Source organism: Aliihoeflea sp. PC F10.4 (assembly GCF_054612275.1).
Genome location: NZ_JBTSWH010000001.1, coordinates 159,502 through 181,598 on the forward strand (window position 1 = coordinate 159,502; position 22,097 = coordinate 181,598).

Annotated in this window: 22 protein-coding genes and 1 tRNA gene; 14 read left to right on the forward strand and 9 right to left on the reverse strand. The window is 57.9% G+C overall.

What is annotated here, in order from left to right; translation table 11 throughout:
- Nucleotides 1–98 precede the first annotated feature (98 nt).
- Nucleotides 99–986 (reverse strand): N-formylglutamate amidohydrolase, encoded by an 888-nt coding sequence (locus ACX82Z_RS00705; RefSeq protein ID WP_459586237.1) that lies wholly within the window; start codon nucleotides 984–986, stop codon nucleotides 99–101.
- Nucleotides 987–1,182: 196 nt separating this feature from the next.
- Here ACX82Z_RS00705 and cpdR point away from each other — a divergent pair, with 196 nt between their 5' ends.
- Together cpdR and ACX82Z_RS00715 are read left to right on the forward strand one after the other, a co-directional pair.
- Nucleotides 1,183–1,545, forward strand: coding sequence for a cell cycle two-component system response regulator CpdR (gene cpdR / locus ACX82Z_RS00710; RefSeq protein WP_459586238.1), 363 nt, complete (start codon nucleotides 1,183–1,185; stop codon nucleotides 1,543–1,545).
- 94 nt (nucleotides 1,546–1,639) lie between these two features.
- Nucleotides 1,640–1,714, forward strand: a tRNA-Val gene (locus ACX82Z_RS00715).
- Nucleotides 1,715–1,928: 214 nt separating this feature from the next.
- Here the strand turns inward: ACX82Z_RS00715 and ACX82Z_RS00720 are convergent.
- On the reverse strand, nucleotides 1,929–2,846 hold the full coding sequence (locus tag ACX82Z_RS00720) for a LysR family transcriptional regulator (protein ID WP_459586239.1): 918 nt from the start codon (nucleotides 2,844–2,846) through the stop codon (nucleotides 1,929–1,931).
- 199 nt (nucleotides 2,847–3,045) lie between these two features.
- Here ACX82Z_RS00720 and ACX82Z_RS00725 point away from each other — a divergent pair, with 199 nt between their 5' ends.
- The 12 genes from ACX82Z_RS00725 (at nucleotide 3,046) to ACX82Z_RS00780 (ending at nucleotide 16,574) form a co-directional block, all read left to right on the forward strand.
- Nucleotides 3,046–5,109, forward strand: coding sequence for a hydantoinase/oxoprolinase family protein (locus ACX82Z_RS00725; protein WP_459586240.1), 2,064 nt, complete (start codon nucleotides 3,046–3,048; stop codon nucleotides 5,107–5,109).
- Nucleotides 5,110–5,111: 2 nt separating this feature from the next.
- On the forward strand, nucleotides 5,112–6,821 hold the full coding sequence (locus ACX82Z_RS00730) for a hydantoinase B/oxoprolinase family protein (protein WP_459586241.1): 1,710 nt from the start codon (nucleotides 5,112–5,114) through the stop codon (nucleotides 6,819–6,821).
- Nucleotides 6,772–7,944, forward strand: coding sequence for a M24 family metallopeptidase (locus tag ACX82Z_RS00735; protein WP_459586242.1), 1,173 nt, complete (start codon nucleotides 6,772–6,774; stop codon nucleotides 7,942–7,944). The genes ACX82Z_RS00730 and ACX82Z_RS00735 overlap by 50 nt, the downstream gene beginning before the upstream one ends.
- 206 nt (nucleotides 7,945–8,150) lie before the next feature.
- Entirely contained in the window at nucleotides 8,151–8,999 is an 849-nt protein-coding gene (locus ACX82Z_RS00740) for a hypothetical protein (protein WP_459586243.1), read from the forward strand.
- Nucleotides 8,996–10,318 carry a hypothetical protein gene (locus ACX82Z_RS00745; protein WP_459586244.1) on the forward strand — a complete coding sequence of 441 codons (1,323 nt, stop codon included), beginning with the start codon at nucleotides 8,996–8,998 and terminating at the stop codon, nucleotides 10,316–10,318. The genes ACX82Z_RS00740 and ACX82Z_RS00745 overlap by 4 nt, the downstream gene beginning before the upstream one ends.
- Nucleotides 10,319–10,333: 15 nt before the next feature.
- Complete coding sequence (locus ACX82Z_RS00750) at nucleotides 10,334–11,326, forward strand: ABC transporter substrate-binding protein (RefSeq protein WP_459586245.1); 993 nt, start codon at nucleotides 10,334–10,336, stop codon at nucleotides 11,324–11,326.
- 24 nt (nucleotides 11,327–11,350) lie between these two features.
- On the forward strand, nucleotides 11,351–12,352 hold the full coding sequence (locus tag ACX82Z_RS00755; RefSeq protein ID WP_459586246.1) for an ABC transporter substrate-binding protein: 1,002 nt from the start codon (nucleotides 11,351–11,353) through the stop codon (nucleotides 12,350–12,352).
- 38 nt (nucleotides 12,353–12,390) lie between these two features.
- Nucleotides 12,391–13,185, forward strand: a complete 795-nt coding sequence (locus ACX82Z_RS00760) for an ABC transporter ATP-binding protein (protein WP_459586247.1) — start codon at nucleotides 12,391–12,393, stop codon at nucleotides 13,183–13,185.
- Complete coding sequence (locus tag ACX82Z_RS00765; protein ID WP_459586248.1) at nucleotides 13,182–13,997, forward strand: ABC transporter permease; 816 nt, start codon at nucleotides 13,182–13,184, stop codon at nucleotides 13,995–13,997. The genes ACX82Z_RS00760 and ACX82Z_RS00765 overlap by 4 nt, the downstream gene beginning before the upstream one ends.
- Complete coding sequence (locus ACX82Z_RS00770) at nucleotides 13,994–14,770, forward strand: ABC transporter permease (RefSeq protein ID WP_459586249.1); 777 nt, start codon at nucleotides 13,994–13,996, stop codon at nucleotides 14,768–14,770. The genes ACX82Z_RS00765 and ACX82Z_RS00770 overlap by 4 nt, the downstream gene beginning before the upstream one ends.
- A 15-nt stretch (nucleotides 14,771–14,785) precedes the next feature.
- The gene (locus tag ACX82Z_RS00775) at nucleotides 14,786–15,538 is read left to right on the forward strand and encodes an SDR family NAD(P)-dependent oxidoreductase (protein WP_459586250.1); all 753 of its coding nucleotides are present in this window, start codon (nucleotides 14,786–14,788) and stop codon (nucleotides 15,536–15,538) included.
- Between the two features lie 46 nt (nucleotides 15,539–15,584).
- The gene (locus ACX82Z_RS00780; RefSeq protein ID WP_459586251.1) at nucleotides 15,585–16,574 is read left to right on the forward strand and encodes an amidohydrolase family protein; all 990 of its coding nucleotides are present in this window, start codon (nucleotides 15,585–15,587) and stop codon (nucleotides 16,572–16,574) included.
- A gap of 221 nt (nucleotides 16,575–16,795) precedes the next feature.
- Here ACX82Z_RS00780 and ACX82Z_RS00785 read toward each other — a convergent pair whose 3' ends face one another.
- The 7 genes from ACX82Z_RS00785 to ACX82Z_RS00815 all read right to left on the reverse strand — a co-directional run bounded on the left by ACX82Z_RS00785 (nucleotide 16,796) and on the right by ACX82Z_RS00815 (nucleotide 22,081).
- A complete protein-coding gene (locus ACX82Z_RS00785; RefSeq protein ID WP_459586252.1) occupies nucleotides 16,796–17,386 on the reverse strand; it encodes a UbiX family flavin prenyltransferase in 591 nt (196 codons plus the stop codon).
- A 37-nt stretch (nucleotides 17,387–17,423) separates the two neighbouring features.
- Nucleotides 17,424–18,233 carry an ABC transporter permease gene (locus ACX82Z_RS00790; RefSeq protein ID WP_459586253.1) on the reverse strand — a complete coding sequence of 270 codons (810 nt, stop codon included), beginning with the start codon at nucleotides 18,231–18,233 and terminating at the stop codon, nucleotides 17,424–17,426.
- Nucleotides 18,230–19,069, reverse strand: a complete 840-nt coding sequence (locus tag ACX82Z_RS00795) for an ABC transporter ATP-binding protein (protein WP_459586254.1) — start codon at nucleotides 19,067–19,069, stop codon at nucleotides 18,230–18,232. Before ACX82Z_RS00795 ends, ACX82Z_RS00790 begins: the two co-directional genes overlap by 4 nt.
- A gap of 86 nt (nucleotides 19,070–19,155) precedes the next feature.
- The gene (locus tag ACX82Z_RS00800; protein ID WP_459586255.1) at nucleotides 19,156–20,187 is read right to left on the reverse strand and encodes an ABC transporter substrate-binding protein; all 1,032 of its coding nucleotides are present in this window, start codon (nucleotides 20,185–20,187) and stop codon (nucleotides 19,156–19,158) included.
- 87 nt (nucleotides 20,188–20,274) lie between these two features.
- A complete protein-coding gene (locus ACX82Z_RS00805) occupies nucleotides 20,275–21,093 on the reverse strand; it encodes an FAD binding domain-containing protein (protein ID WP_459586256.1) in 819 nt (272 codons plus the stop codon).
- Entirely contained in the window at nucleotides 21,093–21,590 is a 498-nt protein-coding gene (locus ACX82Z_RS00810; RefSeq protein ID WP_459586257.1) for a (2Fe-2S)-binding protein, read from the reverse strand. Before ACX82Z_RS00810 ends, ACX82Z_RS00805 begins: the two co-directional genes overlap by 1 nt.
- A 17-nt stretch (nucleotides 21,591–21,607) precedes the next feature.
- Nucleotides 21,608–22,081, reverse strand: a complete 474-nt coding sequence (locus ACX82Z_RS00815; RefSeq protein WP_459586258.1) for an SRPBCC family protein — start codon at nucleotides 22,079–22,081, stop codon at nucleotides 21,608–21,610.
- Between the last annotated feature and the right edge of the window lie 16 nt (nucleotides 22,082–22,097).

Here is a 22,097-nt window from a genome sequence, read left to right on the forward strand (position 1 = left end):
GTGCAGCATAAACTGAATGTCGACAGGTTCGCCTGTCATGCCCAGCTTTGGGCGTTTCCTCCCTAGATTTCAGCCGCTCCTTTTGGGGCGGCTTTTTTTCATTCGGCGGCGACGGGCAATTCCGCAGGCGGGGAGAATAGGTCGATCAAAGTCGCAGCAAGGCCGTCGATGTCACGACGAAGCTGGTCGTAGCCTTCGTGCGGCAGCAATTTGTCTTCGTCCATATAGAGGCTGCGGTTGATCTCGATCTGGATCGCATGAATGCCGCGCGCGGGGCGGCCGTAATGCTCGGTGATGAAGCCGCCGGCATAGGGTTTGTTGTGCGCGACCGTGTAGCCGCACCCTGCCAGATACGCGATCGCCGTTTCGGAAAGGTCCGACATGCAGGACATGCCATATCTGTCGCCGATGATGAAATCGGGGCGAATGCGGCTTTCAGCCAGACGGATGGACGCAGGCATGGAGTGGCAATCGACAAGGACCGCCATGCCGAACGCCTTGTAGGTCGCGCCGATCAGCGCGCGCAACTGGTCGTGATAGGGCTTGTAGATACCCTCTATACGCCCCGCTGCCTCATCCAGCGACAGCTTCCCGGCGTAGATGTCCTGGCCCTCGCCGACCAGCCGCGGGATGGTGCCGAGCCCGCCTGCAACACGTGCCGAGCGGGTGTTGGCGAACGGCGGCAGAGCCGTCGTGAACATACGCGGATCGAGTTCCCACGGTTCGCGATTGACGTCGAGATAGGCGCGGGGAAAATGCGCTTTCAAAAGCGGTGCGCCCTTTTCGACCACGCTGGCGAAGAGGTCGTCGACAAAGCAGTCCTCCGAACGCCGGATCGCATGGGCGTCGAGCCTTGCCATCTCGAGGAAACGCGGCGGGTAAAACGCGCCGCTATGCGGCGAGTTGAAAATGAAGGGAACGGACTGGAAAGCCGGCGAGCTTGTTTCAAACGGCGGATGGCCCGTGAAATCGGGATGTTTCGTCATTTGTCGCGTCGAACCAGCCTCTCAGGTCTTCATTTCTCATCTGTGCCACCGGCAGGCTGAACTGTCCAGCAGCGGCCGCCGGTTGCAACGCTGATGCTGCCCGGGTTCACTTGATGTTTACCATGTCGAACGCATATAGGCTTGAAGCACCGAATCGGGTCTGGTCCCGCTCGGCAAGAGGGTTACGAACGACAAGATGGCAAGAATTCTTCTCGCGGAAGACGATGAGGATATGCGTCGTTTTCTCGTCAAGGCGCTGCAGCGCGCAGGCTACGACGTGATCGACTACGACAATGGCGCGAGCGCGTATGAACGCTTGCGAGAGGAGCCATTCTCGCTCCTCCTGACCGATATCGTCATGCCCGAAATGGACGGTATCGAGTTGGCGCGCCGGGCGACCGAAATCGATCCGGACCTGAAAGTGATGTTCATCACCGGCTTTGCCGCCGTTGCGCTCAATCCGGACTCCAAGGCTCCCAAGGACGCCAAGGTCCTGTCGAAGCCGTTTCACCTGCGCGATCTCGTCAACGAGGTCGAGAAGATGTTGCAGGCGGCCTGACGAGTTCGCCCAGCGTCAGCCTTCAATGGGAAATAAGGCGGCGCAAACCTATTGACGATGCCGTTTTTCCATGGTGTATGCGGCTCCGTCAGATGGGCGTGTAGCTCAGCGGGAGAGCACTACGTTGACATCGTAGGGGTCACAGGTTCAATCCCTGTCACGCCCACCATCTGACACCTCGAAATCACTACATTAACGTCCCCGGTTGCGTAGTGGTCGGCAGGTTCAGCAAACCTAGATCGCCAGAAAATCCGCAAGTTTGCGCAGATGCGTCGGTGAAAAACGAGCGTAGATGCACGTCATCGTCTTCACGTATCATGACCCCATGAACTTGACTATCTCATCCATACTATTTCGACATAGAGCTAGTAAATTGCCGTATATCAATGGATATCATGGCTTGTTTGATGACTATTTCGCAGATGGTTCATCAGATGAACGGCTTGAGTGGATATTGGACGTCGCATAGAGACTATTTGGCGGATGTCGAAGTAGAGTTTGTCGCTGGCGAAATCCAGTTTCGTTACAAGCCCTCGATCGATGTCAGCGGCGACGCTTCGTTCTAGCGAGCAGGCGATGCCAACCCCGGCGACGACGAACTCACGCAGAAATTGATACTCCGTCGCCTGAGCTGCGATTTTAACATGATGCACTCCCGCACCAGCGAGAAGCCTCGAGACGCCTCGCCCGAAAAGCGAGGACGGAGGCGGCCCGACAAAATCTTGACGTGCAATATCTTCCGAGTTGATTCGTTTCCGACGAGCCAACAAATGGTTTGGTGCAGAAATAAGCACCAATTTTTCTCGGCCGATGACTTCGGAACGAACGCCACGTGGATCCTCATTGCCTAAAAAGCATCCGACGTCCGCAATGCCATCGCGAATCTCGTTGAAGACATCTTCCTGCTTCCCGATACGCAGCACGAGTTGGATGTCGGGACGCGACAAAGCGAAGTCGGTTATTTCTTTGCGCAGGACGAAATTCGCCAAGCTTCGCTGGCACGACAAAATGACTTGCTGGCCGGTTTCGCTTCGAATTTTAACCACGTCGGCACGCATGTCATCGGCCTCAGCAAGAAGCTCGCGGGCATGCTGAAGAACGGTCAGGCCGATTTCTGTAAGCGTTGGCTTTCGGCCGCGCCGGCGCAGGAAAAGTTGTCCGCCAATTTCCTTTTCTATCGCCAGAATGTGAGCGCTTACCGACGGTTGTGCGATTCCGAATCGATCAGCTGCAGCAGCGAAACTGCCCTCTTCAACCACGGCGACAAGGATCTCCATTCGGCGGAGTGTAAGGTTATACATTGCGATAACCTATAGCCTATTGCCTATTAAATATACAGCCTCATGACCCGTTGCTCTTCTCCGCGATCATCGCTCAAATCATGAACGAGGATACGCGGGAGGAGTGAGAGATGACGTCAGTAAACTTCAAACGTGTTGATGCTTTGGGCCGAGGTTAAGTGAAATGGTCTGCCCAATATCGGGACAGACGGGAGGATGTATGAATATCGTCGGAATTGATATCGGCGGAACGTTTACCGATCTGGTTGGCTATGTTGATGGCGAGATCGTCACGTCAAAAACTTCCACGATACCAGCCGATCCGACGCAAGGTATTGCGCGCAGCATCGAGTTGGTGAACTGCAATCCTGTCACGCTAAATGAGATTCTGCACGGCTCCACGATCGCGATCAATACCGTGCTGGAACGCAAGGGAGCTCGCACGGCACTAATAACGACAGCCGGATTTCGCGATGTTTATGCGATCGGCCGCTCCAACCGCATTCAGGCGTTCAACCTGTTTTTCAAACGGCCCCAGCCGCTGGTGCCGCGCAGTCTCACATTTGAGGTGCCCGAACGGATGCTGGCATCCGGGGATGTGCTGGAGGCACTGGATGAAAAGGCTCTTTTAGACATCGTTGCTGAGATCGACGCGGCCGACGTCGAATCTGTCGCTGTATGTCTTCTGCATTCGTGGGCGAACCCCACGCATGAGCGTCGCATCGGAGAGGTGCTGCGTCAGGCGCTCCCAAGTGTATTTGTCACGCTTTCGCATGAAATCCTGCGCGAATATCGTGAGTACGAGCGTTCGTCGACCACTGCGCTCAACGCTTTCGTCGGTCCACGCGTAGGCGGCTATCTCAAACGGCTGGAATCGTATCTTCGCGCCGATGCGTTTGGCGGCAAGATTCATATTATGCGGTCCAATGGCGGCGTCATGTCAATCGGCCAGGCACAGGAGCAACCGGTCGCCATGATGGAGTCGGGTCCTGTTGCCGGTATGATCGGCGCCGGACGCCTTGCACGGCTTCTCGGTCTCAAGCGCTGCATCGGCTTCGACATGGGCGGAACTACCGCAAAATCGAGCCTGATCACCGACGGCGCACCTGCGATCGAGACCGGCTACGTGATCGGCGAGGAAGCAGACGGCCAGCCAATGCAGTTGCCGGTCGTCAATATCGTCGAGGTTGGGGCTGGGGGCGGCTCCATCGCCTGGGTTGACGATGCCGGCGGACTGCATGTCGGACCGCAAAGCGTAGGCGCTGACCCGGGGCCTGCATGCTATGGCAAGGGTGCAGACGTGCCTGTGGTGACGGATGCCGACCTTATCCTCGGCCGCATCAATCCGGAACGCTTTTTGAACGGTGGCATGCCGCTCGACCGCGCGGCCTCCGAACGGGCAATGATGAAAGAGGTCGGCGTGCCGTTGGGGCTCGACGCGGTGCAGGCTGCGCTGGGGATTTCAAGGATTGCCGACAGTTCGATGTCCCTGTCGGTGCGCGCAGTTTCCATCCACAAAGGCATCGATCCGCGTGACACGGCAATGATCGCGTTTGGCGGCGCCGGTCCGCTTCACGCGATCGCCATTGCCCGCGAAATCTACATTCCACAGGTTATCATTCCAAAGCTGCCGGGGACCTTCTCCGCGCTCGGCATGTTGATGGCGTCCTGGCGCCAGGACTTCGTGCAGACTTTCATCGGCCGTATCGGCGAGTTGTCGGTCGCTGCCGTCGATGTCGTTTATCAGGAACTGTTGAAAACGGCGCGCAAACAGATGAAGCGCGATGGTATCCCAGGAGATGAAGCTGATTACCGCTTTTTTGCCGACATGCGCTATGTCGGCCAGGAGCACACAATTTCGATTGGTCTCGATCGCGCCGGTATGCTTTCCGACGACACGCGCGAGATCCGCCGGCGCTTCGATGCGGAACACGACCGCCGCTACAGCCAGTCGGCACCGACCGAGGCGTTGGAAATCGTCAGCCTGCGGCTCGTTCTGACCGCGCCGCGTCCCGACAATCTTGCCGAGGAATGGCTGTCGAGCCCCTGGCGACCGGAAGGTGAGGTTGAAGTGCAACATCGCGCGGTCGTGTTCGACGATCCTGAAAAGCCTGTCGAGACGTCAATTTACTGGCGCCCGGCCTTGCCGGCCGGTTTCCGACTCGGCGGCCCTGCGGTGATCGAGGAGCCCAACTCCACAATTCTGATCCATCCCGGTGACGACGTGGTCGTGCATGAGGCGGGACATCTTCTGGTGACGCTAGCCAGCCAGAGCGAGGAATAGGCATGACTCCGCAGAAAAATGATCCCGTCACGGTTGAAGTTGTCCGCAACGCGATCGTCGCATACGCCGATGAAATGGCAGAGGCGCTCTGCAAGTCCGCATACAACATGATGATCTATGAGGTGCGTGACTATTGCTGCGGCCTTATCGATACAAGCGGCCGCATGATCTCGCAGAATCGCGGCGGACTTCCGATATTTCTTGCCGACCTTGGTATCGCGGTCGAAGACGGCATCGGCAAGTACGGGCTAGGTGGGTTCGCCGAAGGCGATGTGCTGGTGATGAACCACGGCCATATCTGCGGTCAGCATCTGAACAACGTCGTCGTGTATGCACCATGTTTTCAAGATGGTGAACTCATCGGCTTTGCCGCCAACCGTGCGCATTGGGTAGACATTGGCGGCGGCCGACAGGGTTTTGGCTCGAACGCGACGACCGATATCTTCTCCGAAGGTCTTCAGTTGCGATCGCTTAAAATTTACAAAGCCGGTGAACTGAATGACACCCTGTATCAGATCATCCAGGACAACATCCGCTATCCCGAAGCGAGCCTCGGCGACCTGCGCGCGCAGATCGCATCCTGTCAGATCGGTGCCAAACGCTACTCCGAACTGGTTGCACGGTATGGTCTTGGCGTGGTGGAAAGCTGCGTAGACACTATCTGGGACCATGCCGACAGATCTGTCCGGCAAGTGATTGAGGGTATTCCGGACGGTGTCTATTCTGCGGAGAGTTATCTCGACAATGACGGTCGGGACCTCTCCACACCGTTAAAAATCGCTGTCAAAGTTATTGTTTCCGGATCGACCATGACAGTGGATTTCAATGGCATGCACCCGCAGGTCAATGGTCCGCTGAACGCCGGACGCTCCGGAGGCATTGCTGCTGCGCGCGTTGCATTCAAGGCGCTCACCTCACCGGATCTCGACGTTAACGAAGGGTGTTTCAGGGCGCTCGATGTCGATCTGCCGGACGGCACCATTTTGTCGGCGCGGCCGCCGGCTGCTCTCGGTCAGTGGAGCATCGCACTGCCGACCGTGATCGACACCATCTTGAAAGCGCTGGCGCCAGCCGTACCGGACCTGATCCCTGCCGCGCACAAGGGCGATATGGGTGGATGCTCGTTCTTCGGCTTTTACGAAGATGGCTCGCGTTTTTTGCTGATGAATATTTTCGGCGGCGGCTGGGGCGGGCGTCCACACGAGGATGGAGAATCCGCCGCTGTTTCCGTTTGCCAGGGCGATGTGCGCAACACGCCCGTAGAACTTCAGGAAATGAAGTATCCCTTCATGATCGAGCGCCATGCGCTGCGTCCGGACTCGGGTGGCGCTGGCGAGCATCGGGGCGGTCTAGGTATCGAACTGACCTATCGCTGCATGCGTTCGTGCAGGGGCAATATCAACTTCGACCGCACGGTGACGCCTCCCTGGGGGCTTCACGGCGGTGCAGCAGGCGAAGTCTCGGTTGCCATCATCGACCGAGCGGACGGTACGCGTCAAAAGGTACACAAGGCGACCGACGTTCAGTTCGCACCGGGTGACCGCATCACCTTTCTGACGGCCGGTGGAGGAGGATATGGCGATCCGCGCAACCGATCGCGCACCGACCTTGAGGACGACATTTCTAACGGCTTCGTCACCATGCAGGCAGCGGAGCGTGATTATGGCTATGCCGAACTCGCTCCTCCGCGCCGCGCGGCGGTCAATGGTTGAGGAGCGCATGATGATCGGCGAGTTGCGCAGGAAGCGATTGATCGAGGCCATGGAGGCGGCGCATATCGACGTCCTCGTGCTTTACGGCAATGCGTGGCAGAACGACTATCTGCGTTACGCGGCTGATTTCGGCATTCTGGAAGGCGAAGGCATCGCCATCGTCACGCGCGACGGTGAGATCGCGCTCTACCTTGATGACCAACTGGAAGCCGAACGTGCCAGTGTCGAGTGCCCGCAGGTGACGACAATCGTAGCGTCCTCGCTCACGCAGACTGTTTGTGACGCGATCGCTCGTCTGGGCAACCAACGCATTGCTGCTGGCCCAAAGCGGCATCTGCCTTACGGTCTGTCGGCCCGACGCGATGATTTGCACTTTGATGATGCGACGGCGTTTATCGATCGCCTGTTAATGGTGAAGACCACCGAGGAGCTTGAGGCCATCAGGGGCGCGGCGCGCCTTGCCGACCAGGGCTATACGGTCTTCCGCAACGCCGCAGCCGTCGGCAAGAAGGACTATGAGTTGATCGCCGAGGTGGAAGCGTTCTTTCGCAGCGAAGGCGTGGACGACAACTTCATGATTATCGGCGTCGGCGGGCCGGAGGTGCGAGGAATGGCACCACCGCTCGGCAAGGTGCTGCAAACGGGCGATCTGGTCACGACCGAACTGACGCCTTGCGTCAATGGCTATTACGTCCAAGTCTGCCGCACGCTGGTGCTCGGCGATCCGAGCGAGACGCAACAAAAGGTGTTCTCGATCTATGACGACGCCTTGCAGGCGGGGCTCGCCGTGGTCAAGCCGGGCGTCAAGGCGGCCGATATCGCGCGCGCCGAAAATGACGTCTTTCGTGCGCATGGCCTCGGCGACTATGTCACCAGTGAATATACCCGGGTGCGTGGCCACGGGCTTGGCCTGTTTCCGGATACAAAACCGCACATCCTCGAAAGTGTGGATACGGTGATCGAGGAGGGGATGTCGCTCATTGTACATCCGAACACCTACAATCCCGAGATCGGATATTTCGTTCACGGCGATTCTCTGATTGTCCGAACCGACGGTCCCGAAATTCTGACGACGACACCACGGCGGCTCTTCAGTGTCGATTCCAGGAGGGCGGCGGCATGAGGCACGGACTGATCAGGTGGCGGGAAGACGAATTGTCCGTGACTGACGTGAAAGCACGACAGGCAAGGCTGTGCGACGCACTGGTCGGTGCCGAGCTCGATGGCCTCCTGATCTACACCAACCATGTGCGCTCGGCGGGCGTGACATGGGTATCGGGCTTCACCCCCTATTGGTCCGACGGGCTGGTCTTGATGCTGCGAGAAGGCTTGCCGATCTTTCTGACAGCCCTTTCCAAGCGTGTTGGCGAATGGGTGAAATCTGTAAGCCCGACGTTCGAAGTGGCGCATTCGCCGTTTCCCGGCAGGCTGGCGGGCGAGCGGTTGGCACAAGCTGGTGCCCGACGACTGGGCGTTGTCGAACTCGATCGAATGCCCGGTGGTTTGGTCGAGGAAATCTTGTCGGTAGCGAAGGTAGAGCTTTCCGATGCGACAGGCTTTTTCGATCGTATTCGCAGCGATGTCGACGAAGCTGAGCTGCACCTCGTTCGCTATACGGACGAGATCGCGCGTGCAGCTTTTGCCGTGGGCGATGCGCAGGTCGATTTTGTCGGCGATTTTACCGGGCCGGTGGAGCGGGCGGTGCGCCTGGCTGGTGCCGAGGAGTGCTATGTTGCTGTTGCGCCTGACCTGTCAAAGGATCGGCGCTTCATCCGAGCCGGGAAGATGCGGCTTGGCCGCAGCTTCGCGGTGCGTTTATCGGTGGCATATAACGGTGTGTGGGTTCGCCGCATCCAAAGCTTTTCGAGCGATGCGGACTTAACTGCCCGGTTCGCGCGTACATACAGCCAACTGGATGCCGAATGGCCGGCTCTGCATGCCGACGCTTTGGATGTGTCAGCTGTCTTGCCGCCAAATTCGCATCTGCTCGATTGGCACCTGGAAGCACCGATGGGTACGCGGCCTCTGACCGTAGTCGCCAGCGAAGAGACACCGTTACGCGGACCTGTAGCCTACGGTATCCTGACAGCGGCTTTTCACGTCGATGGCGAAACGGTTGTCGCCGCGCGGCCGATTGGTCTTGGGACAGTCCCCGAACACAAGGGGGAGGCGGCATGAACGCGCTGGAGATTGCCGGTTTTCTACACAATATTGACGGCGACGATCCGAATCTGCGTGCATGCGTATTCTCACACTCGATCGATGCTCTAGCATGTCTTTGCGCAGGGGTGATGACGAGGGAAGGTGCGGATCTTCTGAAATTCTACGCGAATGCCGGAGCGGGAGCGGATGATCGGGCCTCCGTAGCCTCCGCCTCCGCCGCCATTATTCGCTATACAGAATGGGATGCGATCAACGTACCGTCATGCGCCACGCCGGACGCGTTCGCAGTTCCCACCGCTCTTATGTTTGCTTCAGACGAGGCGGCTTTCGTAAGGGCCGTGGCAGCAGGTCACGTCGTTGGCCTCGCGCTTTGCACGGCGATCGGTGGGGTCGATGCATTGCCTGAAACTTGGCCGGGTTTGTTTGCTGCGCCGGCGGTGGCCGCCGTCAGTTCCGCGATGGCATTGGAGCTTGGACCCGATTTAACGGCGCAGGCGCTTGTGATTGCGATGGCCGGTACGTCGGGAAGAAATGGCCGCCCAACGGGCTCACCGTCTTCGCGTTGGCTGTCCGTTGGCGAGGCAACCCTCAAAGGCATTCGAGCGGCGTTGGCCGCGCGCGCCGGCGTTAGAGGCGATCTCGCCCTGTTGTCTGCGGACTGGATGAAGGGACAGGGAAGGGCGGCCGGCGGTCTTGGGGTTGGGATGTTCGACAAGGAGGCAATAATGCGTGTCGAACTGAAGCCCTTCGTCGCGGCTCGCCAAGGCATGAACGCCATTTCAGCGTTTCGCCGTCTGATTGCCGACGGGTTGGACCCCGCAACGATCAAGACCATTACCGTACGGGTACCCAAGGAAACCATAGCCGTTTCAAGCCGCGAACTTGTCCTTGGCGACAGGCTTTCGACCATTGCTCATCTCGGTCTTCAATTGGGGGTGGCGGCGTTCGAACCTGAGCGTCTGAGCGATGTCGCCCGCACCCGTCCGTTTCTCGAGACGACCTTGTCACTTGCCGGAAAGGTCGCGATGAAGCCGCTCGAAGTGGGGGTGGGGGGCGCCGGGTGGCCGGCCGAGGTCGTGGTAAAAGCCGGCGCCAATGAATTCGAGGCGGCTTCGCCAGAGGAAACGGCACAAGATCCCATAACGGTATCGGCGCGAAAGCTTTCGGCCTTGCCGTCCGATCTTGCGGGCAGGTTGCAGCGGATAGAAGGACAAGCAGCGGAAAGCGACTTTCCGCTACGCAATGCGCGTTCGTTGCTGCAGGAGGTCGTAGCGATGGATGGCTTGGCCAGGACTGACATCCGGCCGGAAAAGTTCGAGGAACATGCCGCCTAGAAAATGAGATCAGCAGTGGAGGAGAACATGCTGAAGTTGGTTAGGAATATCACTGCAGTGGCTGCAATCACGGTGGCGTCATTGCAGCCCGCTTACGCTCAGGAAATCGAAAAGACCGACATTACGATAGGGCTGCCGCTCAATACGTCGACTTATCTACCGATCTATCTTGCGGAATCTGAAGGCTTTTTCGAGGAGCAGGGTGTCAATGTCAGGATCGTCGCCTTCAAAGGCGGCACCGACCTTGTGCGCGGCATGGTAGCGGGCGCGGTCGACATCGGCATCGGCGCTTTGGCCGAAGCACTGGTCGGGGTCGAGACCGGTCAAGGCATCAAGGTTTTTTACGGCGGCTTCAACATGGCGATCTTCGACTGGTATGCGATACCTGAGATCGCCACGCTCGAAGAGGCCAGAGGCAAACGTTTTGGCGTCACCACCTTTGGATCGTCGACCGACTTTCTCACGCGATACGCGCTGTTGCAGGAGGGCATCGATCCTCAATCCGAAGTCCAGATCGTTCAGGGTGGCGGGTCGGTTGCGCGCTTGGCGGCGATGGAAGCTGGGCAACTAGACGTGAACATCTTCGCGACGCCCGAAAAATTCATGGCGGCGGATTTGGGCTTCAATCTGATTCTCAAGCAGGAGGATATCGCGCCGGACTATCCGTTCCATGTCTTCTATGCGCGTGAAGACTTCATTGAAAACGACCCGAATGCCATCAAGGCGGTGCTGCGCGGGTTTGTCAAAGGCGTACGCCTGGCGAAGGAGGACAAGGAAAAGTCGATTGAAGTGCTGGCCCAGAAGCTGGGTATGGAGCGTGAATATCTCGAGCGCGGCTACGATGATTTCATCGAAACGATCTTCGAGGACGGGCGTCTGCCAAGCGAAGCAGGCATGCAGGCCTTCTGGGACATGGGCATCCAGAACGGCACCTACGAGGAACCCTGGCCGCAGGAGACCTATTGGGTCGGAACCTTCCAGGAAACGTTCGCAGACTGGCAACCTTGATCACGGTCACGGGAGGAACGAGCGATGTGTGCGAATGCATTCACGAGCGGCATCAAAGCGTCTTCAATTGTTGCACTGGCCACGTTTGCGACGTTCGCGGCCAGCGCCCAGCCATCTGGCGCGCCGGAGCAGGATAGCCTGACATTGGGGATCACGCTGGCCACCCCGACCTTTCTTCCTATCTTCCTTGCCGAGGAAAAGGGCTATTTCGCCGAAGAAGGGATCGACGTCAGGTTGACCAGCTTTCGAGGCGGTTCCGACCTGGTGCGCGCGATGCTCGCGCAGTCGGTCGATGTCGGAGCAGCCTCGCCCGCCAGCGTCATCGCCGCCATTCAGGCGGGGCAGGATGTGAAGGTCTTCTATGGCGGTTTCAATCAGGTGCCGTTCGAATGGTATGCTGAAGCAAGCATAAAGTCGGTGCAGGATTTGCGGGGTAAGGTTATCGGCATTACGCGCTTCGGATCCTCAACCGATGTACTGACGCGCATGGTGTTGGCCGATGGAGGCCTCGATCCTGCCAATGATGTCCGTATCGTTCAAGGCGGCGGTTCAGCTGAAAGGCTGGCCGCGCTCGAAGCCGGGCAAATTCAGGCAGGTCCATTCGCCGAGCCTCACAACTTCATGGCGGCCGATCGCGGGTTCACCCTCATCGCGCGACAAAGCGATTTCATGCCCGATTATCCGGTCCAATCCTTCTTCTCGACAGGGACCTACATCGAGGAAAATCCCGAAACGCTGAAGCGTATCCTGCGGGCTTTCATCCGCGGGATGCGCGACGCCCGGCAGGACCGAGAGGAGGCGGTGAGCCTTCTTGTCGAACGGGTGGGGCTGGACGAGCAATATGCCGGCCGCGTCTATGACGCGATGATCGGTGGCTTCCACGAAGACGGGCGCCTTGGTTCCGACGAGGGCATAAAGGCCTTCATCGCGATGGGCGTGGCGTCAGGTGAATTCGAACAGGCTTGGCCTCTGGAAGCTTATTGGATCGACGAGTTCCGGGCGAGCTATGAGGACTGGAAGCCGTAGGAAATGCAATGCGGTCATCGGTCGTGAAGGAGGAGAAAATGGCGCAGATTGAAGTCAGCAATCTCGGCATAGACTATCGCAAGCCGAACAGCGATGAGGTATTTCCGGCTATCGATAGCGTATCGTTGTCCATCGAAAAGGGCGAGTTCGTGACCATTGTCGGGTCTAGCGGCTGTGGCAAGAGCACGTTGCTGATGGCCATCGCAGGGCTGGTCAACCTGACACGCGGCGAAATCTGCATAGACGGCGCAAGCATCACCGGACCTGGTCCGGACCGGGCGGTAGTGTTCCAGGAAGCGTCGCTTCTTCCGTGGCGCTCGGTAAAGGGCAACGTTCGCTTCGGCCTTGAAATGCAAAGGTGGAACGGCGGCGACAAGAGCGATCGCGCGATGCAGATGATCCGCCTGGTCGGGCTCGGCCGTTTTTCGGACTACCATCCGCACCAGCTTTCAGGCGGTATGCGTCAGCGGGTGAACATTGCCCGTGCGCTTGCCGTCGATCCTGAGGTGCTGCTGATGGACGAGCCTTTCGGCGCACTGGATGCCCAGACCCGGGAGATCATGGGCGCGGAATTGCTGCGCGTATGGGAGCGGGACAAGAAGACGGCGCTTTTCGTCACGCACGATATCGACGAGGCGATTTTCCTAGCCGATCGGATTGTCGTGATGGGCCGAAATCCAGGCCACGTCAAAGACGTGATCAAAGTCGACCTGCCGCGCCCCCGCGACGAAGCGGTACTCGACAGTGACGAATTTCAAGCGTTGCGAAGACGATTGCGAGCATACCTCGCCGAGGACATGGCAAGCATGCAACTGTTGCGGGAGGTGGCATGAAATCGGCTCAGATGGTGATCCCCGGCCGCCAGTCGCAGCAGTTCGCGCTGTTTGCTTTCCGGCCATCCCGCTCGGCGGTGATTGGCACTTTGTCGGTCGCGTGCTTCCTTATCTTGTGGCAGGTCGCGCCGATGCTGGGATGGGTCAATGGCCGGTTCACCAGTCGACCAAGCGAGGTTGCGGTCGCGTTCGTCGACGTCATTCTTCATGACAATTTCTGGTATCACGCGCGCATCAGTCTGACCGAATTCGTATTGGGCTTCTGTCTGGCGATTGCCGTTTCGATTCCTTTGGGAGTGACACTGGGAACGTCGAGAACGGCGCGCCATCTGATAGACCCTCCGCTTATGGCGCTTTACATCGCGCCGACTTTGATCTTGCTCCCGATCATGGTGATCTGGCTTGGGATCGACATGGCTTCCAAGGTGGCCGTGGTGTTTCTCGGCGCGGTCTTTCCCATCATCGTCAATACCATGGCGGGCATGCGAGAGGCCGATCCGAAGCTCATCCGTGCGGCACGGGCCTTCGGCGCGAGCAAGCTCGATATTTTTACGCGCGTCCTCGTTCCCGGCTCGCTTCCATCTATCCTAACGGGCTTGCGTCTGGCGGTCGGTCGCGCCGTTCTCGGTGTCGTCGTCGGCGAGCTCTATGTCTCGCAGGCCGGCATCGGCTATCAGCTCAACCTCTACGGTTCCTCTATGAGAGTCGACAGATTGCTTGTCTACGCGATCGTCGTCAGCGCATTCGGATATACCCTCACCATGCTCGTGCGCTCGGTTGAGAACAGGGTTCGGGAATGGAGGTCGAAATGATCGCGTTCTTCCATCGTCGCCAGGCGCTCATTCTTGGAACATTCTCGATGGTCGGCATCGTGGTCCTGTGGCAACTCTCCGTCGATTTAGGTATCATCAATCCGTTCTTTATCTCCACGCCAAGTGAGGTCGCCAACGAGTTCATGGTGCAACTCCGGGACGGCTCGGTTGCTACGAACATTGCGGCGACACTTTACTCTTTCGCTCTCGCATTAGGGCTGGCAACGGTGGTTGGCATCGGGCTGGGAGTTCTGGCTGGCTGGTTCGCCGACATCGAGTCAGCACTCGAACCTTTCGTCTGGTTCAAGTACTCTGCGCCCACGATTGCCTTTTATCCGCTTTTCATAGCCTGGCTGGGTTATGGCACCCCAACTATCGTCGCGATCGCGTTTCTGTTCGCGCTTACACCGATCTATGCGAATACGCTTTCGGGGATCAAGAATACCGACCAAGACCTTGCGCGCGCGGCTGAATCGTTTGGGGCAAGGCGTTACGACGTCTTCCTTCGCGTTGCGCTACCCGGATCGGTACCCGTCATAATGGCGGGGCTGCGTCTTGGAGTCGGCCGCGCACTGACGGGCGTCGTGGTTGCCGAACTCTTTGGGGCCAATGCGGGTCTGGGCTACGCGATAAGCTATTACGCTCAGATCATGCAAACGACAAAGATGATGGTTTCAATCGTCATTATCATCGTGCTCGGCGTGGTGCTCACCCAGCTTTTATCGCTTCTCGAAGCCAAGACCGATTCCTGGCGCGTCGACTTTGGCCACTGAACGCGGGAGCAGCCTTTGAGACCGCAGACAGCAATCGTGACGGGCGCGGGGCAGGGGATCGGTGCCAGGATTGCCGCCGACCTTGCCGTGCGCGGACTTAAAGTCGCTATCGCTGATATTGATGAGGAAAAGGCCGAGGCGGTGGCTGCGGGCATTCGCGCGGACGGGGGAGGCGCGTTCGCCGCACCGGTTGACATCACCGATCCGGCGTCCGTCGCCGCCATGGTTGCCATGACACAGAAAAGGCTTGGCGGGATTGGTGCCTTTGTTAGCAGTGCGCGATGGACGGGCCTCAAATCAACTCCAGTCGAACAGATCACCGACGAGGACTGGAATCGGGCGATGACCGTCAATGTTACCGGAGTGTTCAACTGCATCCGTGCCGTAACACCGGCTATGATCGTGCAGGGAAGTGGCAGGATCGTTGTTCTTTCCAGCGCAACGGTCACGCTTCCTCCAACCCGGCCCTACGTCCACTATATCACCAGCAAGGCGGCACTGATCGGGATGGTGCGTGCGCTAGCGCGCGAACTTGGAACACACCGCATCACTGTAAACGCCGTGCTGCCCGGTGCGGTAGAGACCGGTGTGGAAAGGGGTGGGCTTTCCGGCGACGAGCGGCAACTGCACGCGCTCAATGTGCAGTCGGTACCTGAGATTGTGCGATCGAAGGATATCACAGGCATTGTCGCTTTTCTTGTGTCCGACGAGAGCAGCCTGATGACGGGGCAATCGCTTACTGTGGATGGAGGCCGTAGCTTCCTGTGACCACGATGGTTCGAGAGAAATTGAAGTCAGCGTCTGGGGTGCGAACATGAAGATTATAGATTCTCATTTTCACTGGTGGCCGCGCTCCGTCCTTGAGCAACTCGAAAAGCGTGATGGCTTTCCACGCGCCGTGAAAAACGCACGAGGCGGCTACACCTATCATGGAGCGAATGATCGCAGCGGGACGGTCGCGAGCTGGAAGGAATGGTACGACCTCGATGACCAACTCGCCTATATGGACGGGTTGGGACATGAAATCTCCGTTGTCTGTTCCATCGGCCCCTTGTCTGTCTGCTTTTCCGAATTGCCGCTTGAAGAGGGACGCGATATCGCCTTGGCATGGAATGAGGAGATGGCCGGAGCGCAGAGACGTTATCCCGGTCGTGTCTGGGCCAGCGCCGCAATCCCGCTGGTCGACACGCAGGTGGCGCTCGAGGTGCTCGATGATGCCGTAGACCGCTTGGGACTGATGGGCGTTAATTTGCCTGGCAGTATCGGAAGGGAAGGGCAGATCGACGAGGCCCGGCTGGAGCCATTCTACAGCCGGGTCGCGGAATTGGGGCTTCCGATGTTCCTGCATCCGACCGATGCGGTTTTCGCTGATATTCTGCAAGGCTATAATAACGCGCTGCATCTTAGCCTTGGCCGGGTCATCGAGGTCAGTGTCGCTGCATCACGGTTAATCTTGTCAGGAGTGATGGAGCGTCATCCGGATCTCAAGCTCGTGATGTCGCATACGGGCGGCGCTCTTCCCTATCAGTCCGGCCGAATGGACAAGAACTCTAAGACGGCAGGTCTTGAGAAGCCGGTCAGCCATTATCTTCGCCGAATGTTCACGGATACAGTGTCTCCCCATTCGGCGGGAATGAAATTTGCAATCGAGTATTTCGGCGCCGACAATGTCATGTACGGCACGGACTACCCTTGCTGGGATCCGGCCATATGTCTGAAATTGCTGGACGAGATAGAGATGGATCTCGCGACGAAGACGAAGATCTTTCATGATAACGCTGTTCGAATATTGAAGCTTCCATAGAGCGTTGGGACTGACCCTACCGCAGCTCTGGCTTATCGAAAGGCGGCTGAATAGTCTTAGGCAATTACCTGGAATTGTAATGGCTGATTTTGGACGGCATACTTCTCAGCGTCGGGGCAATCCGATAAAGTTCCTGTGGCGAAGCAGGGCAGATAAAGGCCTACACGCATACTCCAACAGCGCCTTATCGAGCGATTACTGCCGAGAAGCAAATGGCCATTCTACCTCGTTAGATGCCGCAGCGCACTCCCGGACCATCGCACCACCTGATGCGTATCGATGCCAAGCAAATCAAGTGTACGTCCGACGGTCTGGTCGATGATGTCGTCGATCGTTTGAGGCCGATGATAAAAAGCTGGAACCGGCGGCGCGATGATAGCACCGGCTAGCATTGCCTGTTCCATTAGTTGCGCGTGCCGGATGTGCAGCGGCGTTTCGCGTATCATAAGTATGAGAGGCCGACGCTCTTTGAGGCAGACATCTGCCGCCCGTGAGATCAGATCTTCGGCATAGCAATTGGCGACTGCGCTCAACGTCTTGATCGAACAGGGGGCTACAACCATACCTGCCGTACGAAACGAGCCCGATGCGATCGAGGCCCCGATATTTCCATGCGAGTGTACGACGCTGGCAAGGCTACGTACATCATCCGGGGTATAGCTGGTTTCTTCTACCAACGTGCGAGCCGCAGATGGACTGAGGACAAGATGGCTCTCGATATCGCCGACGGCCTTTAGGGCTTCAAGCGTTCGTATGCCATAGATTACTCCCGATGCACCGGTTATCCCGACGATGACCCTTCGATTTATCAAGGCGTTTCCCTGCTCGATAAGCTTTCACTATTCCGGATTATGGCTTCCACGGCAGCACAAGTCGCTCGACTTCTCGCAACAGGGCCGACGTCACCAAGCCGATAATGCCGATCGTCACGATACCCACGAACATGCGATCCACCTGAAGGACTTCCCATGAGGTCCATATAAGATTGCCGATGCCTGAATCCGACGCAACGAACTCCGCCGCGACTAGCACGATGAACGAGGTGGCAACCGCGATCCGGATACCCGTCATGATCATCGGCAAGGCACCGAAGAAGATCACGCGGGAAAACATCATCCACGAGGAAGCCTGGCAATTCCGGGCGACGTCGATGTAAATCTTGTCGATGTTCGAGGCGCCGCTGGCCGTGTTGATGATGACCGGGAAAAATGCGCTGAAGGCGACCATCGCTATTTTTGAGGAATCCCCGAAACCGAATGCCAGGAGAAACACCGGCATCAACGCCACTTTTGGGATCGGATAAACGGCAGCGACCAACGGCTCGAAAAACAGTCGGACGGGCCGGAACATGGCTATCAAAAGTCCGAAAACGATCGCTGGCACCACACCCAGCGTAAAGCCAAGTGACACGCGATAAAGCGTTATCGAGACGTGATGCCAGAGTTGACCGTTCAGGATCATCTCGTAGAAGCGCGCAAAAATGCTGCTGGGCATTGGCACAAAGCGTGCATCCCAGATGCCGCTCATCACCATGATCTGCCACACGATCAGCAAGCCGATCGGCGACAAAAACTGCAGGAACCGCTCGCGCGCCTTTTTCGAAAGAACTGGCGCATTCTTGGATGAAACTATGCCTGCATCTGTCGGTGCCATGGTCATTGATCGGCCTCCCGGGCCCTGTTGACCTCTTCCTCTAGCGTTCGCCAGATTGCTGTCTTCATCTCACCGAAACCATGTTCGGACGATAGGGTAAGAAGGTCTCGTGGCTGCGGGAAAGGAACATCGATGATCTGCTTGATCTTCCCCGGTTGCGCCGTCATCACGACGATCCGGCTGCCCAGAAACAGTGCCTCGTCGATGGAATGGGTGATGTAAACTACGGTCTTGCCGGTCACCTCCCAGATGCGCCGCAACTCCTCCTGAAGAATATGGCGGTTCTGGGCATCCAGAGCGGCGAACGGCTCGTCCATCAAAAGCATAGCTGGGTCAGTCACGAACGCTCGGGCAATGCCGCCACGCTGGCGCATTCCTCCGGAAAGCTGATGCGGGTAATGCTTGGCAAAGCGCGAAAGACCGACGAGGCTGAGCGCTTCGGCAACACGTGTCGATCGCTCAACTTTCGGGACGCCGCGCGTTTCCAGGCCGAAACCGACATTGTCTTCGACTGTCATCCAGGGAAACAGGCCGCTTTCCTGAAAAACCATAGCATTGCCGATCTTCCAGTCACCCTTTTCCACGGTAATGGAGCCACTCGTCTGTTCGTCGAGACCGGCCAGAATACGCAGGAGCGTCGATTTTCCGCAGCCCGACGGGCCGACTATGCAGAGAAACTCGCCGGACGCGACGGACAGATTGATATCTTCGAGTGCGACGACGCCATTTTCGCCTTCGCCATATATCCGCCAGAGGGATTCGATCTCGATCGACGCAGCAAGCCGTTGCGTGTCCGGTTCGGGCGCGGGATCGAATCTCTCCGCAGCATTCGTCATGGGCATGTCGGTCCGTCCTCGAATGATCGTGCGATTTGCTCGCCTGTATCGCTTCCGTAGCTCAAAAGCTGGCCACGGCCGGCTTTCAGCGGTCAATCGAGTGTGCAACCGGCCTTATCGCTGCCGGCTGGTGGCGTATACGCACCGAGCGCCTCGGCTTCCTCCGCTACCCAGGCAGGCGGTTCCATCTGCTCCCAGGTAGCAGGATTTTCGACCTGACCGCGATCGGCGAAGAATGCCTGAACATCCATGATGCTCGTCTCGTAGACGCGACCGGCAGGATCGAGCTGCTGCCATTCCAGAACGTTGTCGATGAAATCGATATCGTCGATGCCGGATCGGCGCGACAGGATTTCGACGATCTCGGCTCGGTTCTTGGCCCCGTGATACGCGTCGCAGTAATCGCGCGTCGCACGCAGCGTCGCCCTTGTAAATGCACGCGCCGCCTCTTCATTCGAGGCAGCCCAATCCGTGTTCATCTGCAGGAAGCTGATGACGACGGGTTGGGGTTCCATGTACTGATCTACACTGATCGTCTTCACCCCAATGCCGGAGGCATGGGTCGAGTCGAACTGCGGCGAAATCATCACGACTGCATCCACTGCGCCGGTCGTCAAAGCTGGCGGCATCTGCGAGAAGGGCAGATAGCTTATCTCGATGTCGTCAAGCGAAAGCCCGGCACTCTCAAGCACCCGCGCCATCTCGTAAACGACGATGGAGCCCGTCGCGTTGAGAGCGATCTTCCGCCCTTTGAGGTCTGCCGGTTCCTTGATCTCTTCAGCGACTTCCGGACGGGCGACCACGTAATGATCGAACGGGCTGACATTGCGGGATATGAGCATCGATATCGGCATATTTTGCGAGATCGAATTGAAGAAGGTTGGACCTACACCACCGCCGGTGATCTGAATCTGATTGGTGGCAAGAAGCAATGCGACGTCGCCAGACGTTTCGGTGGCGAGCATCTCGACGTTCAGGCCTTCCTCTTCGTAATACCCCTTCTCCTCAGCAATATAGAGCGGCGCGTTTGTCAATGAATCCACCGCGCCGACCTTTACGGTTTCCTGTGCGGCGACCGGAGTGGCCACGAAGGCCAACGCAATCGTTGCAAACCACTTGCTCATCAAAAATCTCCTCCCAGGGATTATATAATGTTCAATTCTGTCCAACATAGCAGAATTGAACATGGTGTAAATGCTGTCTGATCCCGACTAAGACAGTGTTTGCGCGCGTCCCACTCCGCTAATCGCAGCACGGCAAAGAACGCTGACTAGGTGTGCCCGGTACGAGGTTGGAACACTCTGTTCGGTCATCATCTGGTTCTCGGCGACAACGTCGTTCTTGATGCTGTCGATGTCGAATTGCGCGCCAAGGGCGTTTTCCATGTCTGGGATACGAAACACGCCGTCTGCGCCGGCGCCCGTTACGGCGATGCGGACTTTGCCAGAGCGGTCCCTTGAGACGAAAACGCCGGCGATTGCATATCGCGATGCCTGGTTGCGAAGCTTTGCGTATCCCGCAGCCTGTGGAATGGGAAATTCGATCGCGGTAACGATCTCCCCTGGTTCGCACGCCGTTTCATAGAGACCGACGAAAAAATCATCTGCCGGAATAGAGCGGCGATCCGTCCGGACTGTTGCACCCAGACCCAATACGGCAGCCGGATAATCGGCTGATGGATCATTGTTGACGACCGAGCCACCTATCGTTCCGACATTGCGTACCTGCCGATCGCCGATCGTGCCGGCAAGACCGGCGAGAGCTGGAATGGCACGGCGCAATTCAGGGCAAGCGGCAACCTGCGCATGTGTGGTGGTCGCACCGATCACCACGCTGTTCGGTCCGACGCATACGCCCTGCAAATCGGAAATCGAGCGCAAGTCGATAAGTAGGTCAGGTGCCGCCAGACGGGCTTTCAAGACTGGGATCAATGTGTGACCACCGGCAAGATAGCTGCCGTCGGCGGCGGACTGGAAAAGCGTGGATGCTTCGGCCAATGTTGACGGGCGACGGTAGTTCAGCATGAACATCACACGGCCTCTTTCGCCGGACCGACCGATGGACGCATTTGCTTTGCGGCAGCTAGAATGGCTCGCACGATGTTGTGATACCCCGTGCATCGGCAGATGTTTCCTTCGAGACCGTGGCGGACGGCCGCTTCGTCCAGAACGCCTTCATGACGATTGACGAGATCGACAGCGGACATGATCATGCCCGGCGTGCAAAAACCGCATTGCAGCCCGTGATGCGTTCGAAAACTTTCCTGCATGGGATGCAGGCTGCCGGGCTGCCCCAGTCCCTCGATAGTGAGGACCTGAGAACCTTCGGTGGCCAATGCAAAAATGGTACACGACTTCACGGCCTGCCCGTCGAGATGGATGGTACATGCTCCGCATTGCGAGGTGTCACAGCCCACATGAGTTCCGGTCAGTCGCAATTCGTCGCGCAGGAGATTGACGAGCAGGGTTCGGTCCTCGACCTCGGCCGTCACTGGGTTCTGGTTCACCGTCAATGAAACGCGTGCCATTCGTTGTCCCTTTGATCTCAGGGCGTGGTGCCGACTTCCAGCGTGGCTGTCCGTTTTTTCGCCAATGCGGCAAAGCTGGCGAAGAACTGGCCGGCAAGCTTTCGGGCCGTTGACAGGACGAGCCGCGAGCCGAGCTGGGCGAGCTTGCCGCCGACTTCGGCATGTGCGGCGTAGGAAAGAACCGTACCGTCAACACTATCGTCGAGGGTGACGTCGCAACTGCCTCGCGCGAAGCCGGCTATTCCTCCCTGACCTTCGCCGGCAATCGTGTAGCTTTTAGGCGCGACGATATTTTTAAGCTGCACGGTACCCTTCATGGTTGCCGAGACAGGACCGACCTTCAGTTTGACCGTCGCGGCAAAGCCGCCTTCAGAAGTTCGTTCCAGTGACTGGCAACCGGGTATGCACGCCTTTAGAACCGCCGGATCGTTGAGCATGTCCCAGACCAGCGGACGCGACGCGCCGATCAGGGTTTCTTCATTAATATCCATAGCGTGCTTTGTTCCT